We start from the raw sequence: 20,705 nt of genomic DNA, 5'->3' as shown, positions 1-20,705 counted from the left end.
CTAAGAGGTTGCCTCGAAAGGAAGCGCGCGGGCCGGGCGCCCGCATCGCCATCAGTGGCAGTGCGCGCCGGCGGCGTGCCCGGCATATTGCAGCTGCTCGTGCCAGTTCGGTCGCCCTTCGGGCGTGAAATCCATCAGGTTCCACAGGATCTCGCAGGTGCCGATGCCGCGCGGGTCCTGTCCGGGGTCCGATGGCGCGAAGTCTAGCTCCGACGACCAGAAATGCCGGATGCCGTCACTATTACGGTGGAACACCGAAAGCAGCGGTATCTGCGCGCCCTCGGCGGTTTCGGAGTTGTAGTCGCGCTTGAAAGCGTTGCCGGCCGACGAGACGAGCCGCATGTTTTTCCAGCCGCGGTCGCGGCCGAGCGCTACCAGATTGTCGAGCGCGGTCTTCGCCACCACGGCAAAGTTGAAACCCGCCGCTTCGAGATGGCCGATCGCGCCGTCGAACTGGTCGAGCAGCGCCGTGCAGGAGGGGCATGGCTGGTCCTGTCGGGCAAGCTTCGCCGTCTCGCCGCCTTTCGCCACCTCGCGCGTCTCCTGCGGGTGGCGCGGGAACATCATCTGATAAAGGATCAGCGTATCCTTGCCCGGCGCGAACAGGTCCGACAGCTTGACTTTCGCCGTCTGGCCCTGGTCGTCCAGGGCGTCGAACACATAGTCCTGCGGCACCAAACCGCCCGGCGGCAAAGCGCGCCTTGCCTCCGCCACCGCTTCCATGGCGCGGCGCAGCTCGATTTCCTTGCGCAGCAATTTTTCGCGCGCGGTGCGATATTTGGCGGATTCATTGGGAAAGGTGATCATGATCATCTCCTGGCGCCGGCGTCCCGGCGCGGGTTGCTCTACGATCCAAGGACGGCTCGCCGCGACCTGATCCGACATTTCGGCACACGCTTTCCGGTCACTTTCTCGCGTCGCATCTAGCCTTTGACGCCGCCAGCCGTGAGACCCGACACGATCCTGCGCTGGAAGACGAGCACCAGCACCACCAGCGGCACGGTGACGATCACCGAGGCGGCCATGATGTTGCCCCACGGAATCTCGAACTGCGAGTTGCCTGACAGCAGCGCGATCGCCACCGGCACGGTGCGCTGAGTGTTCGTGGAGGTGAAGGTGAGCGCGAACAGGAACTCGTTCCAGGCGCTGATGAAGGCAAGCAGCCCGGTGGTGGCGAGCGCCGGCCACATCAGCGGTAGGAAGATGCGCGTGAGGATGGTCCAGGGCCCGGCGCCGTCGAGGATCGCCGCTTCCTCGATCTCGACCGGCAGGTCGCGCACGAAAGTGGTGAGCACCCAGACCGTGAACGGCAGCGTGAAGATCATGTAGGACAGGATGAGCGCCAAGAGCGAATTGTAGAGATGCAGCGCCCGGATGATCTCGAACAGCCCGGCGAGTGCCGCGACCTGCGGAAACATCGACACCGACAGGATGGCCAGCATCAGCACCGAGCGCCCGCGGAAGCGGATGCGCGCCAGCGCGTAGGCCGCGGTGACGCCGAGCAGCAGCGAGATCGCGACGACCGCGCCGGAGACAATGAGCGAATTGACGAGATTGCGCAGGAAGGGACCTTCGGTCAGCACGTTGCGGTAATTGGCAAGGCTGAACGATTGCGGCCACAGGCCTGCCTGGAACAGCTCTGTTCCCGATTTCAGGCTGGTGACGATGGCGTAGTAGAACGGAAACACCGCGACGAAAACGATCGCCAGGAGCAGCAGGTAGAAGCCGGCGCGCTTCAGCATCTTCATCAGCGCCCTCCGTCGAAACTCAGCCGGCCAATGCGGATATAGGCGATGGTGAGCAGGCCGATGATCAGGAAAAGCAGCGTCGAGGCGGCCGAGCCATAGGCGAACTTGTCGAACTCGAACAGGTTCTCGCGCGCGAAGATCGACATCGACTTGGTCTGCACATTGTTGGGCGTCAGCACATAGATCAGGTCGAAGATGCGCAGCGCGTCGAGCGCGCGGAAGATCACCGCCACCATCACCGCCGGACGGATCAACGGCAAGGTCACCCGCCAGAAGATCTGCCACGGGTTCGCGCCGTCCAGCTTCGCCACCTCGAGGATCTCGCGCGGCAGCATCTGCAGGGCCGCCAGGATCAGCAGCGCCATGAATGGCGTCGTCTTCCAGATATCGACGATCAGCACGGCGATCATCGCGGTATCGGCATTGGCGGTCCAGGCGATCTTGGTGTCGATCAGGCCGAGATTGAGAAGCGCGACATTGATGATGCCGAACTGGTCGTTGAGCATCCACTGCCACATCTTGGCCGAGACGATGGTCGGGATCGCCCAGGGAATGAGGATGGCGGCCCGCACGATGCCGCGTCCCGGGAATTCGGTGTTGAGCGCAAGCGCCACGATCATGCCCAGCACCGTCTCGCAGGCCACTGAAACCACGGCAAAGCGCACCGTGTTCCACACCGCGCGCCACCAGACCGGATCGACGAGCAACCCGTCATAGAGCAGGCGGCCGCTCGGCAGGCGCAGCACCGAAAAATAATTGCCGAAGCCCACCCATTGCCGCGCGTCGAGGTCCGCCAGCGAAGCATCGGTGAAACCGTAATAGACCGTGCGCAGGAACGGCCAGCCGGCGACGGCGGCGAGCACGAGAAGCATCGGCGCGAGGAACAGCCAGGCCGTGCGCACGCGTCGGCGCATCAGCGGCGATCGCCTTGCCGCGCTCACCAGCCCTTGCCTTTCAGCCTGGTCAGCCTCGCCCCGAGATCGGCCAGATTCTCGGCGGCGGCTCCCTGGCCGGAGATCGTGTCGTGCACGGCAGTCCAGAACTGGCTGGATGCCTCGTTGTACTTGATCCTGGCGGTCGCCGACGGCCTTGGCTGCGCGTTGAGAAAAATCTCTTTCCAGCGCGGCACGATCGGCTGCTGACGGGCGATGTCGGGGTCGTCATAGAGCGCCGGGATGGTCGGCAGGTTGGACGTTCTCAGCGTCCGGTATTTCTGCATCTCGCGCGACGCAATGAACTTGACCAGCTCGATCGCCTCGTCTGGATGTTTCGAATATCTGGACACCGCAAGGTTCCAGCCGCCCAGCGTGGCGACCGGCCGCCCGCCTTCGCCGGCCGGCAGCGGCGCCACGTCGAACTTGCCCTTGATCGGCGAATTCTCGCTGTTGCCGAGCGCATAGGCATAGGGCCAGTTGCGCATGAAGACGGCATTGCCGGTCTGCCAGACGCCACGCGTTTCTTCCTCCTGATAGGCGAGCACGCCCGGCGGCGCTATCGTGCCGATCCAGCCCTTAACCATGTCGAGCGCCGCGGCCGCCTTTGGATTGTCGATGGAGATTTCACCATCCGGCTCGATGATCCGACCGCCGCCATTCGACATCACCCATTCGAGCGCGTTGCAGGTCAGCCCCTCATATGCGTTGCCCTGGAAGACGAAGCCCCAGATGTCCTTGTTGCCGGCCGGCCGCTCCTTGTTCATCACGAGCTTCGCGGTATCGGCGAGCTCCTTCCAGGTGGTCGGCACCTTGGCGCCATATTTGTCGAGCAGATCCTTGCGGTAGTAGAGCGCCGGCGCGTCGGTGAAGATCGGCAGCGCGACCAGCCTGCCGTTGACCGTCTGCGATTGGATGATCGACGGGAAATGCTCACCCACCACATCCCTTGTCGCTTCGGTCAGGTCGACCAGCTGGCTGGCAAGCTGCGGGGCCCAGATCACGTCGGTCTGGTAGACGTCGATATCGCTGCTGCCGGCGGCGAGCCAGAGCCGGTACTGGCCGAACTGGTCGGTGGTCGAGGGCGGAATGACGACGATATTGACCTTGTTGCCGCTCTTCTTTTCGTAACGATCGAGTATCTCGCGCAGCACCTTGATGCCGTTGCCGGTATCGCCCGACACGATCGACAGTTCCACGGCTCGCGCTTGAACAGCGCCCAGCAGCATGCCGGCGGCCAGGAATGCTGAAGCGAGCTTCACGGGATTGCGGACCTCCCTGCGCGACCGGCGACGCATAGGTCGCGGCTCATCAAGGCCCCTGCGTTGAATGCGCGACGCCGCTTAGGGTTCCCGCGTTGTGCGTGGCAGACCGGGCCAGCAGGTCGGTGAAGCCGATCTCGGTGGCTCGCCGCGTCTGCGGCCCGTTCCGTCCGCCTCGCTTCACCCAAAGCGGACGGGCTCCGAAACCCCCGCCCCGGAGCCCGCCTGGGAGTGGCTGACGCATGCCGGCACAGCCTCCTCCGACGCCTTGCCCGCGTCGATCCGCCGATCGGCCGCCCGGCACGACGACGAATTAGCATGCCCTAACGTCAGCCTATGTGAAGGAGTTCACAATGTCCCGGCGCAGGCGATTGCAACGCCGCGCCGGGAGCCTCCAATACGGGCCGCCGCGCTTTGTGCGTCAGCCTTCCCAGTCGACCGGGATCATGCCGAGCCGCTCGTAGAGCCTGAAGGCCGCGGTGTTCTTCACAATATTAGTCTTGAGATCGACATGGGTCGCCCCGCGCTCACGAAAGGTCAGGAACACCTGCCGCATCAGCGCCTCGCCGAGGCCCTGCCGTCTCGATTCCGGATGGACGGCGAGATCCTTGACGAAACCGGATGTCCAGCAGAGCGCCGCGCCCGCCAGCAGCCCCTTGCCGTTGATCGCCAGGAAACAGAGAGCGGGATCGAACTCCGCATCGCCGGCAATGCGCGGCCACCACTCGTCGAACGGCCCGTCGGCGCCGTCATCGAACACCTCTTCCAGCAGCGCGTGCAAAGCCTGCGCATCCCGGTGCTCGAACGCGCGCATGACGAAGCCCTGCGGCCAGTGCGGCGCGGTGAGTGTATCGTCGAGCAGCTTGCGCAGGCGGATGTCGTTGGCAGCCGGCCGGCAGGGAATTGTGTTTTCATGCATGGCGCTGTCTCGAAACACCGCGCGGGACCGTCCGCTCAGGCGTCGGGTTGCAGGCGATGCCGCTTGCGGTCGGAGCCAAGCCCCGTCGCCTCGAGCAGGCCCTTGCGCTTGGCGTCGTAGTAGTAACCGGTCTGGTAGAGCGTGTCGGCCCGCTTGGCGTTGCCGCCCGAAACCAGCCAGGCGCCACGCAGATATTTCACCGCGTATTTGAGGTTGGTCTCGGCGTCGAACAGGCCGGCCGCCGGCCCGTCATAGCCCATGCCGCGCGCCGTCGCGTGCTTGATCTGCATCAGCCCCCAATGGCCATGATTGTAGGCTTTCGGGTTGAAGGTGCTCTCGCGGTTGACGACATGGCGCACCAGCTCGACCGGCACTTCATAGATCGCCGAATATTTCTCGATCAGCCGCTCGATCTCGCCGCGCGGGCCGCTGGCGTGCTGCTCGGGCTGGCCGGGTGCCGCCAGCAGCGCCGGGTTGTCCGGCGCCACATAAGCAACCTGTTGGACGCCCGGCATCGGGGCGACTTTCGCCGACTGGCCGGTGACCGGCATGGCCATGCCCGCGGTCGTATAGACCGCCGCTCGGCTGATGGATGCCGCTCGGCTGATGGATCCTGGGCCGGTCGGCGAGCCGCCGGCCGTCAGCACCGGCGGCGGCGGAAACTGGCCGGCTATCGGCGTCGCTCCGGCGAAAGCCGCAGGCTGAGCCAGCGCCGCGGCGGGCGCGCCGGGCTGGACAGGCGGCGGCAAAAGCGCGCTTTGCGTCGCGGGCGCGCCTGGCGTGGTCGCCATGGCGACGGCATCGCCAGCCAGCGCCGCGGTCTGCACCTGCGCGAGACCCGAAGGTTCCGGCAGCACGGCCACCGTTTCGGGCAGCGCGAGCGTCGGCGTATCGTCCGCGACGGCAGGCGTCGAGGCTTCCGCAAGCGCGGGCGCGGCCTTCATCTGCGAGGTCGAGGTACAGCCGCTGAGACCAGCAGCGGCTACGAGCACGCTGAGCGCGGTGAATATGATTTTAGCTGGCAAGCCGTGCGGGTCCGGTTTGTCGGTTGTTAAGGAGTCCTTACACCAGCGATTCACACCCGGCAATCGGGGCCACCCGGCGGTTTTCGGGTGGCGACAACAGGGCCGAAGTGCCATATTGTTCTGGATATGTACTCGTTTTTCGCTGTTTTGCCGAAGGAATACGCCATGAAACCCACATCCCAGATCACGGCCGGCCACGCTGTGTTAGAAACAGTGATCGGCTTCATGGGCATTGCCTGGAGCGAGAAGGGCCTGATCCGGCTTTGCCTGCCGGAGCGCAGCCGCGAAGCGGTCGAGCGCCGGCTGCTTCGCCACCCCGGCGTCTCAGCCTCGACAGACCAGCCGTCCTGGGTGGTCGATCTGATCGCCTCGATCAAGGCCTATGCCGCCGGCGAGGACGTCGACTTCTCGAGCGTGCCGGTCGATCTCGACGGCGTCGACGATTTCCGCCTCGCCATCTACGACGCGGCTCGCAAGCTCGGCTTCGGCGAGACCACCACCTATGGCGAACTGGCCAAGCGCGCCGGCCATGCGGGCCTTCCGCGCGAAACGGGCGCGGCGCTAGGCGCCAATCCGGTGCCGCTGGTCATTCCGTGCCATCGCATCCTGGCGGCCGGCGGCAAGATCGGCGGCTTCTCCGCGCCCGGCGGCTCGGCCACCAAGGAAAGGATGCTGGCCATGGAAGGCGTTCGCGTCGGCCCGCCGCCGGCGGCGCAGGCCTCGTTCGGTTTCTAAGGCGCCGCGTATCAGTCCTGCAGGAACCGGCGGCGGAAACGCCGCTCGAAATCCGGACGCTTGCAGACATAGACCATGCAGGACCTGGTGTCGGCGCTCGGCACATAGGCACGTGCCCTCACTTCGCCCGCGTTGCAGAAGCGCTCGTCGCGCACATAGCGGTCATAGAGCGGCAGCCCCGGCACGCGCGTCGACTGGTAGCGCAGGATGACGGCGCCCTGTCTGGCGATCGTCGCCTGCACCCGGTCGCAGCTCATGCGCGTCGGATCATAGCGCGTCACCGCCTGCGCTTCCGCGGCCAGCAGCAGGAAGCAGGCGGCAAGCAGAATGGCTTTCATGACTTCTCTCCTCGGAAGGGCAAGCATCCCATCCCCTCACAACGCGGCACCGCTGTCAAAACTTCCATGCTTGTATTCCGCTCGATCCGGGATGCGGGGCAGCGTCCAGGCAACCCGTCTTGTTTTCTTGCTCAAACTATCCTATATCCGCAGCATTGAATTTGGCCGATCGATCGGGCCGCGATCTTCGCGTTTGCTGACGTCTATCTCCAAAATTTCGATACCGCCGGCCGGACGTTGGTCCGGTCAAACAAAAGCAAATGTGAAGGGCATTCTATATGGCAACTGGTACGGTCAAGTGGTTCAACGCCACCAAGGGCTACGGCTTCATCCAGCCTGACAATGGCGGCGCGGACGTTTTCGTCCACATCTCCGCTGTCGAGCGCGCTGGCATGACGAGCCTGGCCGAAGGCCAGAAAATCAACTTCGAGATCGAGCAGGACCGCCGCACCGGCAAGTCCGCTGCTGGGTCTCTTAGCAAGGCAGCCTGATTTGGCTTAAGCATTTTGCGGCAGGCTTTACGGCCAGCGGCGCAAAATGCGACTAAGTAAGGCGCGCACCGGGCGAAGGTTCGGGGCGCGCGGCAAGTCACGGATGTACTGACGGTCGCGCGAGAAGCGCGCCGGAGCGAAAAGACCCGACAAGCTGGAACAGCAGATAGCTGCCAGCCCGGACCAGACGCTCCCGATCAGGCTACCGGCAGAGGAAGGCGGGCATTGCCCGCCTTTTTTGTTGCCTGGATTTTGGCGAGTTGCCTCCTTCTCCCCGTTCACGGGAGAAGTGCCCGGCAGGGCGATGAGGGGCAGCGCCAACGTCTCAGGACTGTCATTTTGGCTGACTTAGTAAGGCCGGCGCAGCCCCTCATCTGGCTGCCGCCATCTTCTCCCCGTGAACGGGAGAAGGAAGCTGTCCCCAGCCTTTCGCCGATCGCCGGCGCTGCCTTAAGGCACCCACTCGATCGGCACATGCCCCTTATCCGCCTCGACGCGCTTCAACCAGGCGGCGACCGCCGGATAGGCGTCGAGCTGGAAGCCGCCCATCCCGGCGGTGTGGGTATAGGCGTATAAGGCGATGTCCGCGACGCTGTAGGCGTTGCCGGCGAAGAATTCGTTCCGCTCCAGATGCTGGTTCATCACGCCGAGCGCCTTGTTGCCTCGCTCCAGCGTCTGCGCCAATCGTTCAGGCGTGGCGTCCTTCGCCCGTTCCGGAAAAGTCAAAAGCGCCTTGCGCACCGCGATATAGGGCTCATGGCTGTATTGCTCGAAGAACAGCCATTGGTAAGCCAGCGCGCGTTCATACTTGTCAGCCGGCAGGAAGCGCGTGCCTTCGGCAAGATAGAGCAGGATGGCGTTGCTCTCGGCGATACGCCTGCCGTCGTCGAGCTCGAGCATCGGCACCATCGCGTTCGGATTCTTGGCGACGTAGTCTGGTTTGCGTGTCTCGCCGGTATGCGAGCTCACCTCGACCCGGGTGAAAGGAATGCCGAGCTTGGCCATCAACAGCCGCGGCTTATAGCAATTGCCACTGTCGGCCATGTCGTAAAGGATCATCGCACATACCTCGCGCGTCGCCTGAAGCTCATTTCAGCACGGCTCTAACGCGCCCAGGCGAGACCATCCAGTGATTTGTTTTCAAGAAGAACCATCAGCGGCGCTGATATTTTTTTTCTCTGCATCAGCGATGCTGATGCGTCTTTTGGATCGAGCATCAGCGATGCTGATGCGTCTTTGGATCGAGCATCAGCGATGCTGATGCAGGGGCACGACCTTGTTGCCGGCGTCGATGAGAGCGTCGATGGAAAGCGGTTCTTCCTTGAAGACCGTGCCGGCGAGCGCCGGGCGGGCGAGATGGAAGCCTTGCAGCAGGTCGACGCCGCCCTCGAGCGCGACGCGCAAGTGCTGTGCATTCTCGATGCCCTCGACCAGCACTTTGGCGCCGCGCTCATGCAGCATTGCCACCAACGGCCGGAAGAAGCGTTCGGCGGCGGCATGGCGGCAGAGCTCGCCAAACCAGGCGCCGTCGATCTTGACGATGTCGGGTGCGAGCAGATCGATTCGCGCTTCGGTCGAATGCCCCGTACCGAAATCGTCGATGGCGATGCGGATGCCGTCGCGCCGCATTTCGCGCACCAGGCTGGCAAGAACCTGGTCATCGGCTGCCTGTTCGGTGATCTCGCAGACCAGCAGGCTGGGCTCGAGCTCCAGATCGCCGAGATGCCTGGTCATCAGCCGGATCTCGGCGAGCGCCCGTCCGAGATGGTCGTTGATGGTCGGATTATAGTTGAAGAACAGCGTCAATCCCTCGACGCCGATGTTGCGGTAATTGCCGAGATGCAGCATCCGGCACATCGTTTCGACAAACAGAAGGTCGGACGCGGGAATGCTGCCGAAGAAGACCGAAGCGGCTACCGGCTGCGCGACGCGGCGCGGCTCGATCAGCCCCTCGACGGCGACGGCTCTGAGCACCCTGCCCTCCGGCGCGAAGATCGGCTGATAGGCGCTCCACAGCCGGTACTCGCCATAGACGCCGAACTGGAGGCCGATCTCGTCGGCGAAGATCGCCTCGGCGACGTTGCGCCGCCTGTCTGATTGTCCGCTCATGGCGCGACCTTGCGCCCGAACACCCTTGCCGGCCGTCCGTGCAGCGTTGGGGCCGCCGGGCTTGCGGCGGCCTGTGCCTTGCTGTCTTCGCTCGAAGGCTGCTGCGCGCCCTTGCCGAAGACGCGAAAGCTGGTGGGGGCAAATTCCGGCCGGGCAAGCACGTAGCCCTGCACCATGGAGGCGCCGGACCTCTCGGCGAGCTCCAACTGCCAGCCTTCCTCAATACCTTCGAAGACGGTGCGGATGCCCTGGTTCTCGAAACTTTGCACCATCGCCGTCAGCAAGGCGAAGCCGGCGCCGGACTCCATCAGATGGGTGATCCAATTCGCATCGAATTTGACGATGTCTGGCTTGAGTTCCTTGATCCGATTGATGTCGGAATCATCGGCGCCATAGTCGTCCACCGCGATACTGAAGCCATTGGCCCTCAGCGCCTCGACGAAGCCGTAGAGCGCTTCCTGCGAAGCCGATTTCTGCTCGGTGACCTCGCAGACGATGCGGCGCGGATCGATGCCGGCTTCGTGCAGCACCAGCCGCATGTCGCGCAGGGCCTTGTCGGCGATGTGACGATCGGTGAAGACCGACGGGTCGAAATTGACGAAGATAGAGGCCTCGTGCGGCAGGCAGGCGCCGGCGTTCAGAAGATGCAGCGTGCGCGTCAGCGCCTCGATATGCAGCCGGTCGGCCGCCGGGCAGGTGCCGAAAAATGTCCCCGGCGACTGCGGCTCGCCATCGCGGAACGGCCGGATCAGCCCTTCGAAAGCGACGACCGAGAGCTTGCCCTGCTTGAAGGCGAAAATCGGCTGGAACGCGCTCTGCAACGTATAGATGCCCCAGACACCGGTCGAGGTGCCGTCATCATGACGGATGATGTGGGCGAGCCCGATGCTGCGCGACAAGGTTTCTCGCTCCGCGAATAGTCGCAATCCGATCTGCGATCCTGCCAGCCAAGGGTTTACCGGCCGTTGATGAATTTAGCGTTGCCGCTCACGCAGGCTGACTTGGGTCACGCCTCCTTGACCTCTGGCTCATCGCACAATGCTTGCGCTCCGCGCCATGATGCGACATGAGAAGCGCCGCGGCCGCTCCTGGCCGCTTTTCCTAGGAGACATTTCGTCATGGCCTTTCTCGCCGACGCCCTTTCCCGCGTTAAGCCTTCCGCGACCATCGCGGTGACGCAGAAAGCGCGCGAGCTGAAAAATGCCGGCCGTGACGTGATCGGCCTCGGCGCCGGCGAGCCGGACTTCGATACGCCCGACAACATCAAGAACGCGGCGATCGAGGCGATCCGCCGCGGCGAGACCAAATATCCGCCGGTTTCCGGCATCGTGCCGTTGCGCGAGGCGATCGCGAAAAAATTCAAGCGGGAGAACAATCTCGACTACCGGCCGGAGCAGACCATCGTCGGCACCGGCGGCAAGCAGATCCTGTTCAACGCCTTCATGGCGACGCTGAACCCGGGCGACGAGGTCGTCATCCCGCGCCCCTACTGGGTGAGCTATCCCGAAATGGTGGCGATCTGCGGCGGCACCTCGGTGTTCGCCGACACCTCGATCGACAACGGCTTCAAGCTCACGCCGCAAGTGCTGGAAAAGGCGATCACGCCGAAGACCAAATGGCTGCTGATGAACTCGCCGTCGAACCCGTCGGGCGCCGCCTACACGGAGGCCGAGCTGCGGGCGCTGGCCGACGTGCTGCTCAAGCATCCGCATGTCTGGACCTTGACCGACGACATGTATGAGCACCTGACCTATGGCGATTTCGTCTTCAAGACCATCGCCGAGGTCGAGCCGAACCTCTATGAGCGCACGCTGACCATGAACGGCGTGTCGAAAGCCTACGCCATGACCGGCTGGCGCATCGGCTACGCCGCCGGCCCGGTGCCGCTGATCAAGGCGATGGACATGATCCAGGGCCAGCAGACCTCGGGCGCCTGCACCATCGCGCAATGGGCTTCGGTCGAGGCGCTCAACGGGCCGCAGGATTTCATCGCCAGGAACAAGGCGATCTTCCAGGGCCGGCGCGACCTCGTGGTCTCGATGCTCAACCAGGCGCGGGGCATCTCCTGCCCGTCGCCGGAAGGCGCCTTCTATGTCTATCCGTCCTGCGCCCAGCTGATCGGCAAGAAGACCAAGACGGGCAAGGTGATCGACAATGACGAGGCCTTCTGCTCCGAACTGCTGGAGGCCGAAGGTGTCGCGGTGGTGTTCGGCTCGGCCTTCGGCCTCGGACCGAACTTCCGCATTTCCTACGCCACGTCGGACGCCTTGCTGGAAGAAGCCTGCACGCGCATCCAGCGCTTCACCGCGTCGCTGACCTGATCGGCCAGCCGGCAAGAAGAACCCGGCGCCGCGCCGGGTTTTTCTTGGACGCCGATCAGCCGCCATATTGCTCCTCGGAAACCTGCTCCAGCCAGTCGGCGTGGACGCCGTCCAGCGCCTCCTGCATGGCGATGTGTGTCATGGCGGTTTTCCGGCCGGCGCCATGCCAGTGTTTTTCGCCCGGCGCGAAGGAAACGACATCCCCTGCCCTGATCTCCTGCACGGGGCCGCCCCAGCTTTGCGCCAGGCCGGCGCCGGCGGTGACATAGAGTGTCTGTCCAAGCGGATGCGTGTGCCAATGGGTGCGCGCGCCGGGCTCGAAGCTGACCAGCGTCGCCCTGAGCCGCGCCGGCGCCTCTTTCTCGATGATCGGCGTCTGCAGCACCCGCCCGGTGAAATATGTCTCCGGCGCGATGATCGTCGGCACGCTGCCGCACGCAATGAGCTTCATCGTTCAGATCCTCTCGAACAAAGCGCCCCGCGCGGCGTCTCACGCGGTAGTTTCACCTCGTCGGGAGACCGTTGCAACTGGCTTTGAGCCGTTACCGGGCGGCAACCTCGATTTCTCATTCGCGCAGCGGGCGGATTGCAGCATTAGAATGTCAGAGAACCGTCACAAATAGTTGCTTTTTAACCATAAAATCGCGATCTCCACTCAGAAGCAAAGGAATAGATCCAGGCAGCGGCCAAGCTCAGCGTTTCTTAACGGCTGAGGTCCTAGCCATGTCGCGTGCTGTGGGGGCGCGGACATGAGTATCTTGGCGACAATCAAAGATCACAGCGGCCGTATCTATCGCGGCATCCAGGCGTTGCTCGTGATGAGCATCGCCACCACCGGGCTTGCGGCTTTCGCGCTGACGGAGAACGCCTCCCGCGCCGGCGCGCTCGCGGTGTCGGTGACTTCGACCTTATTGGCGCTTCTGGTGTTGATGTATATGCGCTCGAACGTCGTCCAGCGCCTGCAATCGGCGGCGGACGCCGAGGCCGAGAAGCATCGCTTCCTCACTGTCGATGCCATGACAGGCGCCATGACCCGGCGCTACTTCATCGAAGCGTTGGGCGATTGGCTGAGCGGCTCGCGCAATCGCCGCCAGGCAAGCGTGCTTTTGATCGACCTCGATCATTTCAAGCAGCTCAACGATACATTCGGCCATCAGTTCGGCGATCTGGCGCTGGCGCATCTGGTCGCGGAAGCGCAGCGCATCTTCGAGGACGGCGTCATCGGCCGGCTCGGCGGCGACGAGTTCGGCATCATGGTTCCGCATGGCGACGTCGCCAGTATCGGCAAGGACGCGCGCCGGCTGCTGCATGCGATGCGGGCCGGCAAGAGACATGAAGGCAAGATCATTCCCCTGTCGATCTCGGTGGGCGTCGCGCTCGCGCCGTTGCACGCTTCGAACGGCACTGAATTGATGCTGCTGGCCGATCTCGCGCTCTACGAGAGCAAGGCGGGCGGCCGCGGCCGCGTCACCGTTTTCGACGAGGAGATGCTGTCTGACAAACGCTATCGCCGGCTGGTGGAACGCGAGCTGCGCGCCGCAATCTATCTCGGCGAATTGGAACTGCACTACCAGCCGATCGTCGATCCCGACGGCTCGGTCGACGCACTGGAAGGATTGATCCGCTGGCGTCATCCCGTGCGCAGCTTGATCTCGCCGTCGGAATTCATCCCGATCGCCGAGCGTTCGACGCTGATCGACATGATCGGCGAATGGGTCTTCAAGCGGGCCTGCGCCGATATCGGGCATTTTCCCGGACGGCGCATCTCGATCAACGTCTCCGGCGAGCAGCTGAAGCGCGACGAGATCGTGACGATGTGCGACCGGGTCCTGCGCGAGACCGGCCGGTCCGCGTCGCAGTTCATCATCGAGATCACCGAGACGGTGGCGACGGCCGCGACGCCCGAGGTTCTCAGGCGCCTCGAGGCACTGCGCGGCCTCGGCTTCCACATCGCCCTCGACGACTTCGGCACCGGCCATTGCGGCTTCAACTACCTGAAGTCGCTGCCCATCGACAGCGTCAAGATCGATCGCTCCTATATCCGCAGCCTCGCCCACGACCAGGTGGCGCAGATCTTCGTGTCTGCGCTTGCGCAGATCGCCCGCATCCAGGACATCGCCATCGTCGCGGAAGGCGTCGAAACCGCGGAGGAATTCGCGCTTGCCCGGACGGCCGGCTGCAGCCGCTTCCAGGGCTATTTCTTCGGCAGGCCGGCGCCGCGCGACAAGGCAAGCGCGTTATGTGCCGCCGCCCGCGAACCGCTCGCCCTCACAGCCTGACAAGCAAAAATGGCGGCCTGCTGAACCCAAGCCGGCGAACGTCCTATTTTTCTTGCCCTCCCGACAAACCCGCGTGACGATGGCTTTGGGAAGAGGTGAAACCCTGAAAAATGCCGGTCGTGACGCGATCGGCCTCGGCGCCGGCGAGCCGGACTTCGATACGCCCGACAACATCAAGAACGCGGCGATCGAGGCGATCCGCCGCGGCGAGACGAAATACCCGCCGGTCTCCGGCATCACTTGTCGGCTACCACCCCAGCCGCGGCCAGAACAGGCCGGCTCGACCGCGATAGGCCTGGTAATCGCCCGCCAATGGCGTCCGCGAAAATTTCTTTTCTTCGCCCAGCGCCGCAACCACATAGAGGACGGCGATCCCGGCGACCGGCACCACCGCCCAGATCGACCAGGTCGCGATCCCCCATCCAATCCAGAAGATGATGTATGACGAGTAGAAAGGGTGGCGGATGTAGCGATAGGGGCCACCGGTCAGCAAGCTGTGCGGATTGTCGGGCGCGAAGGCGAAGTGCAGCCGCGCCTTCCGCGAGGTGACGATCGCCCACCAGAAGAGGGCAGAGCTTGCCAGTTCGACGGCGAGCCCGGCGAGCTTTGCCGGAACCGGCTGCGATTGGATCCACAGGATGGCGAGAAAGAAAAAAGTCGTAGCAATCACCGCTGCCGAAATCACCATGGCGCCTGGAAACATGGCCTGCAATTGGAAATGCGCCCGCATCGACCAGACATATTGGCCAATGGTCGCGATGCTGCAAATCGAGACAAGAAGATCGAGGAGTGGTTCCATCGTAGGGGTTTCCGCCGGTGCTGCCATCCAGCCGGTAGCCACGCCGGCCGCTTATTTCCAGGAACCCTCTCTTAACCACATGCTTAAAGAAGATATAGAGCCCCGGATGCGATGTTGGCCACCAGCCACATCCGAGGATCTAATCCAGCATGAGCGTCACTGACCGCACGACCCGTACGCCGCAGGCCGATTTGCGCCTCAGCCAGTCGTCTGGTTCCGGCATGCCCATCGTCATGATCCACGGCTCGGGCAGTTCGCGCGCCGTCTTTGCGCGTCAGTTCGACAGTCCGCTCGCCGATGCCCACCGGCTGATCGCTTTCGACCTTCCCGGCCATGGCGACTCCTCCGATGCTCGCGACCCGGCCGCAACCTATACGATCACCGGCCTAGCCCAGACCACAGCCCGCCTTCTCGATGCCCTCAACATCGGCCACGCCATCATCTTCGGCTGGTCGCTTGGCGGCCATGTAGCGATTGAACTTGCCAGCTTCCATCACGCGGTGAACGGTCTGGTGTTGACCGGGGCGCCGCCGGTGTCGAGGGGGCCGCTCGGCATGCTGCGTGGCTTTCATGCCAACTGGGACATGCTGCTCACCTCCAAGAAAGTTTACTCCGAACGCGACATCGAGCGCTTTGAGGCGTTTTGCTTCGGCGGCAGCGCAAGTCCGTCTTTCCGCGAGGCCATAAGGCGCACCGACGGCAGGCTGCGCTCGGGCGTGGCGTTCGGCATGTTTGCCGGCAAGGGCGCCGACCAGAAGCAGGTGGTCGAGAATGCCCCCTTCCCGGTCGCGGTGATCAATGGAGAGCATGACCCGCTCGTGCGGCTGAGCTACTTCGAGACAGTGGCCTACGCCTCGCTGTGGGAACGGTGCCATGTCATATCCGGCGCCGGCCATGCACCTTTCTGGGAAAAGCCGGACCTATTCAATCCGCTGCTGTCACGCTTTGCCGAGAAGGTAGTGAAGCAGAGCGCAGTCATGCCGGTGCGCCGAACCGAGGCCGGCTGAGCCTTTATTGACATCTTCCGATTCCGGCTTCTCGCGGACGGCCCAATTGGCAGGTGCCGGCTTGGCTTTTAACGGCTGCGGTCTTGCCCTCACGGGCTGACGAACAGGAAATCGCGACCTGACGAAACCCAAGCCGGCGAACGTCCTATTTTTCTTGCCCTCCCGATAAACCCGTGTGACGATGGTTTTGGGAAGAGGTGAAAACCCGCCCGCGACGGCCGAACAGGCCGGCCGCCGCTCTGCATAGGGTGCGATCGGACGCAAACCGGTTTCCACTTTTGCTGATCGCTCTCTTGGGAAACGCCTGAGTGGAGGTTCAGCCATGGGTACTCGCGCCGGAGGACGACGCACGGGACCGAAATGCATTGCCATAGTCGGTCCCTTCGCAAGCGGTAAGACGACACTTCTCGAAGCCATCCTCGCCCGCACGGGCGCCATTCCCCGCCAGTCACCAGTTTCATCGGGCAACACCGTTTCCGACCATTCGCCGGAGGCACGCGCCCACGCCATGAGCGTCGAGGCGACCTTCGCCACCACCGATTTCATGGGCGAGCAGATCACTTTCGTCGACTGTCCCGGCTCCATCGAATTCGCCTTCGAGGCCGAACCCGTGCTTGCCGCTTGCGACCTCGCGGTCGTCGTCGCCGAGGCCGATGAGAAGAAGATCCCGGCGCTGCAGCTCATCATGCGCAAGCTCGACGATCTCGCCATTCCGCGCATCCTGTTCCTCAACAAGGTCGACAAGGCGGTCGCGGGCGTGCGCGAGACGCTGAAGATGCTGCAGCCGGCAAGCACGGTACCGCTGCTGCTGCGCCAGATTCCGGTGCGCAAGGACGGCATCGTCATCGGCTCGATCGATCTGGCGCTGGAACGCGCCTACATCTATCGCGAATACGCCGAGAGCCAGGTTGCCGAGATCCCGAACGACGACAAGGCGCGCGAGCTGGAAGCCCGTTTCTCCATGCTGGAGACGCTCGCCGATCATGACGATCACCTGATGGAGCAGTTGCTGGAGGAGATCGAGCCGCCGAAGGACGCTATCTTCGACGATCTCTCGGCCGATCTGCGCGTCGGCGCGGTGACGCCGGTGCTGATCGGCACGGCCGAGAAGGGCAACGGCGTGCTGCGCCTGTTGAAAGCCATCCGCCATGACGCGCCGGATGTCGAGGCGACGCGGACGCGCCTTGGCGCGCCGGACGGCCAGACGGTAGTGCAGGTGATGAAGACCATTCACACCGCGCATGGCGGCAAGCTTTCGGTGTCGCGCGTGCTCTCGGGCCAACTGGCCGACGCAGCCGAGCTCTTCCTTTCCAACGGCGACACGGCGAAGGTTTCCGGCATCTACAGGATGCTCGGCAAGGACCAGTCGAAGCTGACATCCGCCAAGGCGGGCGACACGGTTGCGCTTGGCAAGCTCGACAACGTCAAGACCGGCCAGACGCTGAGCTCGGCCAAGGGCGGCATCCGGCCATTGGTCACGCTGGAGCCGCCGCAGCCGGTCTTCGCCTTCGCGCTTCGCCCCAAGGAGCGCAAGGACGAGGTCAAGATGTCGGCGGCGATCCAGCGGCTTGCCGAAGAAGATCCATCGCTCAGCCTGCGCCACAACCAGGACTCCGCCGAAACCGTCCTGTCGGGTCACGGCGAGATGCATCTGCGCGTGGTGCGCGAGCGCCTCGAAGGCAAGAACCAGATCCCGATCGAGGGCCATACCCCGGCGGTGCCTTACCGGGAGACGATCCGCAAATCGGCGCAACAGCGCGGCCGCCACAAGAAGCAGTCCGGCGGCCACGGCCAGTTCGGCGACGTGGTGATCGAGATCAAGCCGCTACCGCGCGGGTCCGGCTTCCAGTTCTCCGACACCATCACCGGCGGCGTGGTGCCGAAAACCTACATCCAATCGGTGGAGACCGGCATTCGCGACTATCTGAAGACAGGCCCGCTCGGCTTTCCGGTCGTCGATGTCGCCGTCAATCTGTCGGATGGTTCCTACCACGCGGTCGATTCCTCCGACATGGCCTTCCAGATGGCGGCGAAGCTCGCGATGAAGGAAGGGATGGCCGCCTGTTCGCCGGTCCTGCTTGAGCCGATCATGAAGGTCGAGATCGTCACGCCCTCCGACGCGACCTCCAAGATCATCGCGCTGATCCCGCAGCGGCGCGGCCAGATCCTCGGCTATGACGCAAGGCCCGACTGGCCCGGCTGGGACGTCGTCGAGGCGACCATGCCGCAGGCCGAAATCGGCGATCTGATCATCGAGCTGCGCTCGGCGACCGCCGGCGTCGCCAGCTACAAGGCCACTTTCGATCACATGGCCGAGCTCACCGGCCGGCTGGCCGACGAAGCGATGAACGCCAACGGTAAAGCGGCCTAGAGCAATTCCGGGAAAAGTGTGAGCGGTTTTCCGTCCGGAATTGCGTAAGAACAAGGAGATAGTGCGGTTCGCCATTTCCGTGAAACGGTGAAACGCACGAGCAGGTCGACCTGCTGGCAGGCTTCTGTTGGAGATATGAAAGCGGCGTCCGGATGATCCGGACGCCGTTCCTATTGCGGACCGTTCTCCTGGGAGGCAACGGCTGGTCCGCCGCATCCGTAAAAAGGTTCGGACGCGGTGCTTGCCTGAGCCCGGTCTTTCGAGTGATGCCCCCATCTCCCGAACCGACCAACCGCGTCCTATCGTCTACTTAAACGATAGAGTGGGTCTGCGACATGTTACCCGATGTTACATGTCACTGTTACGCGGTGGATTCAGTCGTTTTCTTGCCAGCTCGAAGGCATGCGGGCAACAAAAAAGCCGGATCAATAAAGATCCGGCTGAGTTTGATTGGAAGTGCCGATTAAGGCTAACCTCCAGAGGGGAACACTCGAGGGCGCTAATGGGAGGAGAACGCGCCCCGGAGATGCGACTATATATGTGCTCATCATGCCCAAGAAACAAGCATCTATTTTGCAACACACGCATGCAAAAAGACGCAGGCTGTGGTCCAACCTGTTCCTCGAAGCCATAGGACCAGAAAAGTCGCCGATTCCGACGCGTTTCCGGCGCTAAAGCGACTGCTTAAAAGCAAACCGAGCCGATTTTGCTCAGAAATATGCGAGTCGGCGAAATGATGTCGATTTCGGCAGGCCGAGTTTATTTTTACGGCAGGAGACTGATGATGCGAACTTTTTCAGCAATCGCCGGCAGCGCGCTGTTCCTGGTCGCAGCGCCGGGCGTCGTCGCCGGCTTGGCGCCGTGGCTGCTGACCGACCATTATCGCAAACCTCTGTCGGCCCTGCCGGGCTTCGTGGCTGTGGGCTCGATTCTTGTGATCGGAGCGGCCGCCATCCTGCTTCATGCCTTCGCCCGCTTTGCCCTCGAGGGCCTGGGCACGCCCGCTCCCGTGGCTCCGACCGAGAAACTGGTCGTCGGCGGCGTCTACCGCCATGTGCGCAATCCCATGTATGTGGCGGTGTTGTCGATCATCCTTGGCCAGGCGCTGATCTTTTCGAGTTGGGCGGTGCTGGTCTACGGCCTCATCGCCGCGGCGGCGATGATCTCCTTCGTCAAGCTCTATGAAGAGCCGACGCTCGCCAACCGCTATGGCGAAGAATACGAGGTCTACCGCCGCGCCGTGCCCGGCTGGCTGCCGCGCCTGAAACCCTGGCGCGGATAAGCCGCCCTTTCCGAGAGGGGTGCCGATATTCAGGTCAGGCCGAGTCGAGAACGGTAGGCTCCGAGAACCGGAACGGAGCGTACTTCAGTACGTGAGTACCGGAAGCGCAGGAGCCTGCCGTTCGCAGGCCGGCCTCACCTGAATATTCAGTAAGACCAGCTGCGCGCCTTGGCGATGATAAAGTCGCGAAACACGTGCAGCTTCGCCTGGTTCTTCATCGCGTCGGGATAGGCGAAATAGGTGTCGAAGGACGGCACCTCGGTCTCCGGCAGCAGCTGCACCAGGTTCGTGTCCTTGTTGATCACGTAGTCCGGCAGCATGGCGATGCCGGCGCCGCCCTGCACTGCCCGCTTGATCGACAGGATGTCGTTGATCTGCAGCGTCGGCACCCGCTGCCCGCCCTCGAAATCGCCGACCGTCTCCAGCCAGTTCAGCTCCGACAGATGCGAGGGCACCGGCAGGCCGAAAGTGACGATGCGGTGGTTCCTGAGCTCGGCGATCGAGGCCGGCCTGCCGAACTTGGCGATATAGGACGGCGCCGCATAGAGGTGGAAATGCACCGTGAACAGCCGGCGCTGGATAAGGTCGGGCTGCTGTGGCTGGCGCAGCCGGATCGCGCAATCGGCCTGGCGCATGGTGAGATCGAGCTCCTCATTGGCCAGGATCAGCTGCAGGCTGATCTCGGGATAGAGCTCAATGAATTCCTGCACGCGCTCGGTCAGCCAGCCGGCGCCCAGGCCGACCGTGGTCGTCACCCTGAGCACGCCCGACGGCCGATCCTTGGTTTCGGTCAGCCGCGTCTTGATGGTTTCCAGCTTCATCAGCACGTCATGCGCCGTGCGGAACAGCATCTCGCCCTGCTCGGTCAGCACCAGGCCGCGCGCATGGCGGTGGAACAGTGCAACGCCGACGTCGTGCTCAAGCGCGCTGACCTGCCGCGAAATGGCCGATTGCGACAGATGCAGCGTCTCGGCGGCATGGGTGAACGACCCAGCCTCCGCCGCTGCGTGAAAAACGCGTAGCTTGTCCCAGTCCAGCGCCATGATTCCCCTCGCGTTGCCTTTGGCGTCTGAATGAAAAATCAGGC

The 20,705-nt window shown here is 63.5% G+C and carries 20 protein-coding genes and 1 pseudogene; 8 read left to right on the top strand and 13 right to left on the bottom strand.

From position 1 onward, the window contains the following. Positions 1–51: 51 nt before the first annotated feature. The 6 genes from LB526_RS06700 to LB526_RS06675 form a co-directional block, all read right to left on the bottom strand. Positions 52–807, bottom strand: coding sequence for a DUF899 family protein (locus LB526_RS06700; protein WP_224626913.1), 756 nt, complete (start codon positions 805–807; stop codon positions 52–54). 116 nt (positions 808–923) lie between these two features. Beyond that, positions 924–1,748 carry a carbohydrate ABC transporter permease gene (locus tag LB526_RS06695; RefSeq protein WP_411967191.1) on the bottom strand — a complete coding sequence of 275 codons (825 nt, stop codon included), beginning with the start codon at positions 1,746–1,748 and terminating at the stop codon, positions 924–926. Further along, positions 1,748–2,662, bottom strand: coding sequence for a carbohydrate ABC transporter permease (locus LB526_RS06690; protein ID WP_224626911.1), 915 nt, complete (start codon positions 2,660–2,662; stop codon positions 1,748–1,750). The genes LB526_RS06695 and LB526_RS06690 overlap by 1 nt, the downstream gene beginning before the upstream one ends. Before the next feature lie 23 nt (positions 2,663–2,685). Continuing rightward, the gene (locus tag LB526_RS06685; protein WP_224626909.1) at positions 2,686–3,942 is read right to left on the bottom strand and encodes an ABC transporter substrate-binding protein; all 1,257 of its coding nucleotides are present in this window, start codon (positions 3,940–3,942) and stop codon (positions 2,686–2,688) included. Between the two features lie 421 nt (positions 3,943–4,363). Next, on the bottom strand, positions 4,364–4,861 hold the full coding sequence (locus LB526_RS06680; protein WP_224626907.1) for a GNAT family N-acetyltransferase: 498 nt from the start codon (positions 4,859–4,861) through the stop codon (positions 4,364–4,366). 35 nt (positions 4,862–4,896) lie between these two features. Continuing rightward, complete coding sequence (locus tag LB526_RS06675; protein WP_224626905.1) at positions 4,897–5,886, bottom strand: transglycosylase SLT domain-containing protein; 990 nt, start codon at positions 5,884–5,886, stop codon at positions 4,897–4,899. A gap of 165 nt (positions 5,887–6,051) precedes the next feature. Between LB526_RS06675 and LB526_RS06670 the strand changes: the two genes are divergently transcribed. Continuing rightward, entirely contained in the window at positions 6,052–6,621 is a 570-nt protein-coding gene (locus LB526_RS06670; protein WP_140629883.1) for a methylated-DNA--[protein]-cysteine S-methyltransferase, read from the top strand. 11 nt (positions 6,622–6,632) lie between these two features. Here the strand turns inward: LB526_RS06670 and LB526_RS06665 are convergent, their stop codons facing one another. Then, positions 6,633–6,959 carry a hypothetical protein gene (locus LB526_RS06665; RefSeq protein WP_140838556.1) on the bottom strand — a complete coding sequence of 109 codons (327 nt, stop codon included), beginning with the start codon at positions 6,957–6,959 and terminating at the stop codon, positions 6,633–6,635. A gap of 278 nt (positions 6,960–7,237) precedes the next feature. Here LB526_RS06665 and LB526_RS06660 point away from each other — a divergent pair, with 278 nt between their 5' ends. After that, entirely contained in the window at positions 7,238–7,450 is a 213-nt protein-coding gene (locus tag LB526_RS06660; RefSeq protein WP_027168154.1) for a cold-shock protein, read from the top strand. 450 nt (positions 7,451–7,900) lie between these two features. Here LB526_RS06660 and LB526_RS06655 read toward each other — a convergent pair whose 3' ends face one another. The 3 genes from LB526_RS06655 to LB526_RS06645 all read right to left on the bottom strand — a co-directional run bounded on the left by LB526_RS06655 (position 7,901) and on the right by LB526_RS06645 (position 10,458). Next, on the bottom strand, positions 7,901–8,509 hold the full coding sequence (locus tag LB526_RS06655; RefSeq protein WP_224531334.1) for a glutathione S-transferase family protein: 609 nt from the start codon (positions 8,507–8,509) through the stop codon (positions 7,901–7,903). A gap of 189 nt (positions 8,510–8,698) precedes the next feature. Beyond that, positions 8,699–9,559, bottom strand: coding sequence for an EAL domain-containing protein (locus LB526_RS06650; RefSeq protein ID WP_140838560.1), 861 nt, complete (start codon positions 9,557–9,559; stop codon positions 8,699–8,701). After that, positions 9,556–10,458, bottom strand: coding sequence for an EAL domain-containing protein (locus tag LB526_RS06645; protein WP_224531331.1), 903 nt, complete (start codon positions 10,456–10,458; stop codon positions 9,556–9,558). Before LB526_RS06645 ends, LB526_RS06650 begins: the two co-directional genes overlap by 4 nt. 219 nt (positions 10,459–10,677) lie before the next feature. Here LB526_RS06645 and LB526_RS06640 point away from each other — a divergent pair, with 219 nt between their 5' ends. Further along, a complete protein-coding gene (locus LB526_RS06640; protein ID WP_140838564.1) occupies positions 10,678–11,880 on the top strand; it encodes a pyridoxal phosphate-dependent aminotransferase in 1,203 nt (400 codons plus the stop codon). Between the two features lie 55 nt (positions 11,881–11,935). Here the strand turns inward: LB526_RS06640 and LB526_RS06635 are convergent, their stop codons facing one another. After that, positions 11,936–12,331 carry a cupin domain-containing protein gene (locus tag LB526_RS06635; RefSeq protein WP_224531327.1) on the bottom strand — a complete coding sequence of 132 codons (396 nt, stop codon included), beginning with the start codon at positions 12,329–12,331 and terminating at the stop codon, positions 11,936–11,938. Positions 12,332–12,629: 298 nt separating this feature from the next. Between LB526_RS06635 and LB526_RS06630 the strand changes: the two genes are divergently transcribed. Together LB526_RS06630 and LB526_RS06625 are read left to right on the top strand one after the other, a co-directional pair. Further along, positions 12,630–14,159 carry a putative bifunctional diguanylate cyclase/phosphodiesterase gene (locus LB526_RS06630; RefSeq protein WP_224626903.1) on the top strand — a complete coding sequence of 510 codons (1,530 nt, stop codon included), beginning with the start codon at positions 12,630–12,632 and terminating at the stop codon, positions 14,157–14,159. Positions 14,160–14,238: 79 nt separating this feature from the next. Then, positions 14,239–14,397, top strand: a pseudogene (locus LB526_RS06625) (aspartate transaminase); the annotation flags it as partial. Positions 14,398–14,406: 9 nt separating this feature from the next. On the opposite strand, the gene LB526_RS06620 reads toward LB526_RS06625, so the two are convergent. Continuing rightward, positions 14,407–14,985 carry a methyltransferase family protein gene (locus LB526_RS06620; RefSeq protein WP_224551624.1) on the bottom strand — a complete coding sequence of 193 codons (579 nt, stop codon included), beginning with the start codon at positions 14,983–14,985 and terminating at the stop codon, positions 14,407–14,409. A gap of 122 nt (positions 14,986–15,107) precedes the next feature. Between LB526_RS06620 and LB526_RS06615 the strand changes: the two genes are divergently transcribed. From LB526_RS06615 to LB526_RS06605, 3 genes are all read left to right on the top strand, one after another. Further along, on the top strand, positions 15,108–15,965 hold the full coding sequence (locus tag LB526_RS06615; RefSeq protein ID WP_224626902.1) for an alpha/beta fold hydrolase: 858 nt from the start codon (positions 15,108–15,110) through the stop codon (positions 15,963–15,965). Positions 15,966–16,287: 322 nt separating this feature from the next. After that, a complete protein-coding gene (locus tag LB526_RS06610) occupies positions 16,288–18,336 on the top strand; it encodes an elongation factor G (protein ID WP_224626900.1) in 2,049 nt (682 codons plus the stop codon). 784 nt (positions 18,337–19,120) lie between these two features. Next, complete coding sequence (locus tag LB526_RS06605; RefSeq protein ID WP_224626898.1) at positions 19,121–19,618, top strand: methyltransferase family protein; 498 nt, start codon at positions 19,121–19,123, stop codon at positions 19,616–19,618. Positions 19,619–19,764: 146 nt separating this feature from the next. Here LB526_RS06605 and LB526_RS06600 read toward each other — a convergent pair whose 3' ends face one another. Further along, on the bottom strand, positions 19,765–20,661 hold the full coding sequence (locus LB526_RS06600) for a LysR family transcriptional regulator (protein ID WP_095766582.1): 897 nt from the start codon (positions 20,659–20,661) through the stop codon (positions 19,765–19,767). Between the last annotated feature and the right edge of the window lie 44 nt (positions 20,662–20,705).

Source organism: Mesorhizobium sp. CA6, from assembly GCF_020165035.1.
GTDB lineage: Bacteria > Pseudomonadota > Alphaproteobacteria > Rhizobiales > Rhizobiaceae > Mesorhizobium.
The sequence above is the reverse complement of the archived record's forward strand: the minus strand, read 5'-3'. Positions and strand labels throughout refer to the sequence as shown.

Bases quoted from the DNA above. Each gene is read 5' to 3' on its own strand.
- LB526_RS06700 (WP_224626913.1), bottom strand. From the start codon at position 807: ATGATCACCTTTCCCAATGAATCCGCCAAATATCGCACCGCGCGCGAA.
- LB526_RS06695 (WP_411967191.1), bottom strand. From the start codon at position 1,748: ATGAAGATGCTGAAGCGCGCCGGCTTCTACCTGCTGCTCCTGGCGATC.
- LB526_RS06690 (WP_224626911.1), bottom strand. From the start codon at position 2,662: ATGCGCCGACGCGTGCGCACGGCCTGGCTGTTCCTCGCGCCGATGCTT.
- LB526_RS06680 (WP_224626907.1), bottom strand. From the start codon at position 4,861: ATGCATGAAAACACAATTCCCTGCCGGCCGGCTGCCAACGACATCCGC.
- LB526_RS06670 (WP_140629883.1), top strand. From the start codon at position 6,052: ATGAAACCCACATCCCAGATCACGGCCGGCCACGCTGTGTTAGAAACA.
- LB526_RS06665 (WP_140838556.1), bottom strand. From the start codon at position 6,959: ATGAAAGCCATTCTGCTTGCCGCCTGCTTCCTGCTGCTGGCCGCGGAA.
- LB526_RS06660 (WP_027168154.1), top strand. From the start codon at position 7,238: ATGGCAACTGGTACGGTCAAGTGGTTCAACGCCACCAAGGGCTACGGC.
- LB526_RS06655 (WP_224531334.1), bottom strand. From the start codon at position 8,509: ATGATCCTTTACGACATGGCCGACAGTGGCAATTGCTATAAGCCGCGG.
- LB526_RS06650 (WP_140838560.1), bottom strand. From the start codon at position 9,559: ATGAGCGGACAATCAGACAGGCGGCGCAACGTCGCCGAGGCGATCTTC.
- LB526_RS06640 (WP_140838564.1), top strand. From the start codon at position 10,678: ATGGCCTTTCTCGCCGACGCCCTTTCCCGCGTTAAGCCTTCCGCGACC.
- LB526_RS06635 (WP_224531327.1), bottom strand. From the start codon at position 12,331: ATGAAGCTCATTGCGTGCGGCAGCGTGCCGACGATCATCGCGCCGGAG.
- LB526_RS06630 (WP_224626903.1), top strand. From the start codon at position 12,630: ATGAGTATCTTGGCGACAATCAAAGATCACAGCGGCCGTATCTATCGC.
- LB526_RS06620 (WP_224551624.1), bottom strand. From the start codon at position 14,985: ATGGCAGCACCGGCGGAAACCCCTACGATGGAACCACTCCTCGATCTT.
- LB526_RS06615 (WP_224626902.1), top strand. From the start codon at position 15,108: ATGAGCGTCACTGACCGCACGACCCGTACGCCGCAGGCCGATTTGCGC.
- LB526_RS06610 (WP_224626900.1), top strand. From the start codon at position 16,288: ATGGGTACTCGCGCCGGAGGACGACGCACGGGACCGAAATGCATTGCC.
- LB526_RS06605 (WP_224626898.1), top strand. From the start codon at position 19,121: ATGCGAACTTTTTCAGCAATCGCCGGCAGCGCGCTGTTCCTGGTCGCA.
- LB526_RS06600 (WP_095766582.1), bottom strand. From the start codon at position 20,661: ATGGCGCTGGACTGGGACAAGCTACGCGTTTTTCACGCAGCGGCGGAG.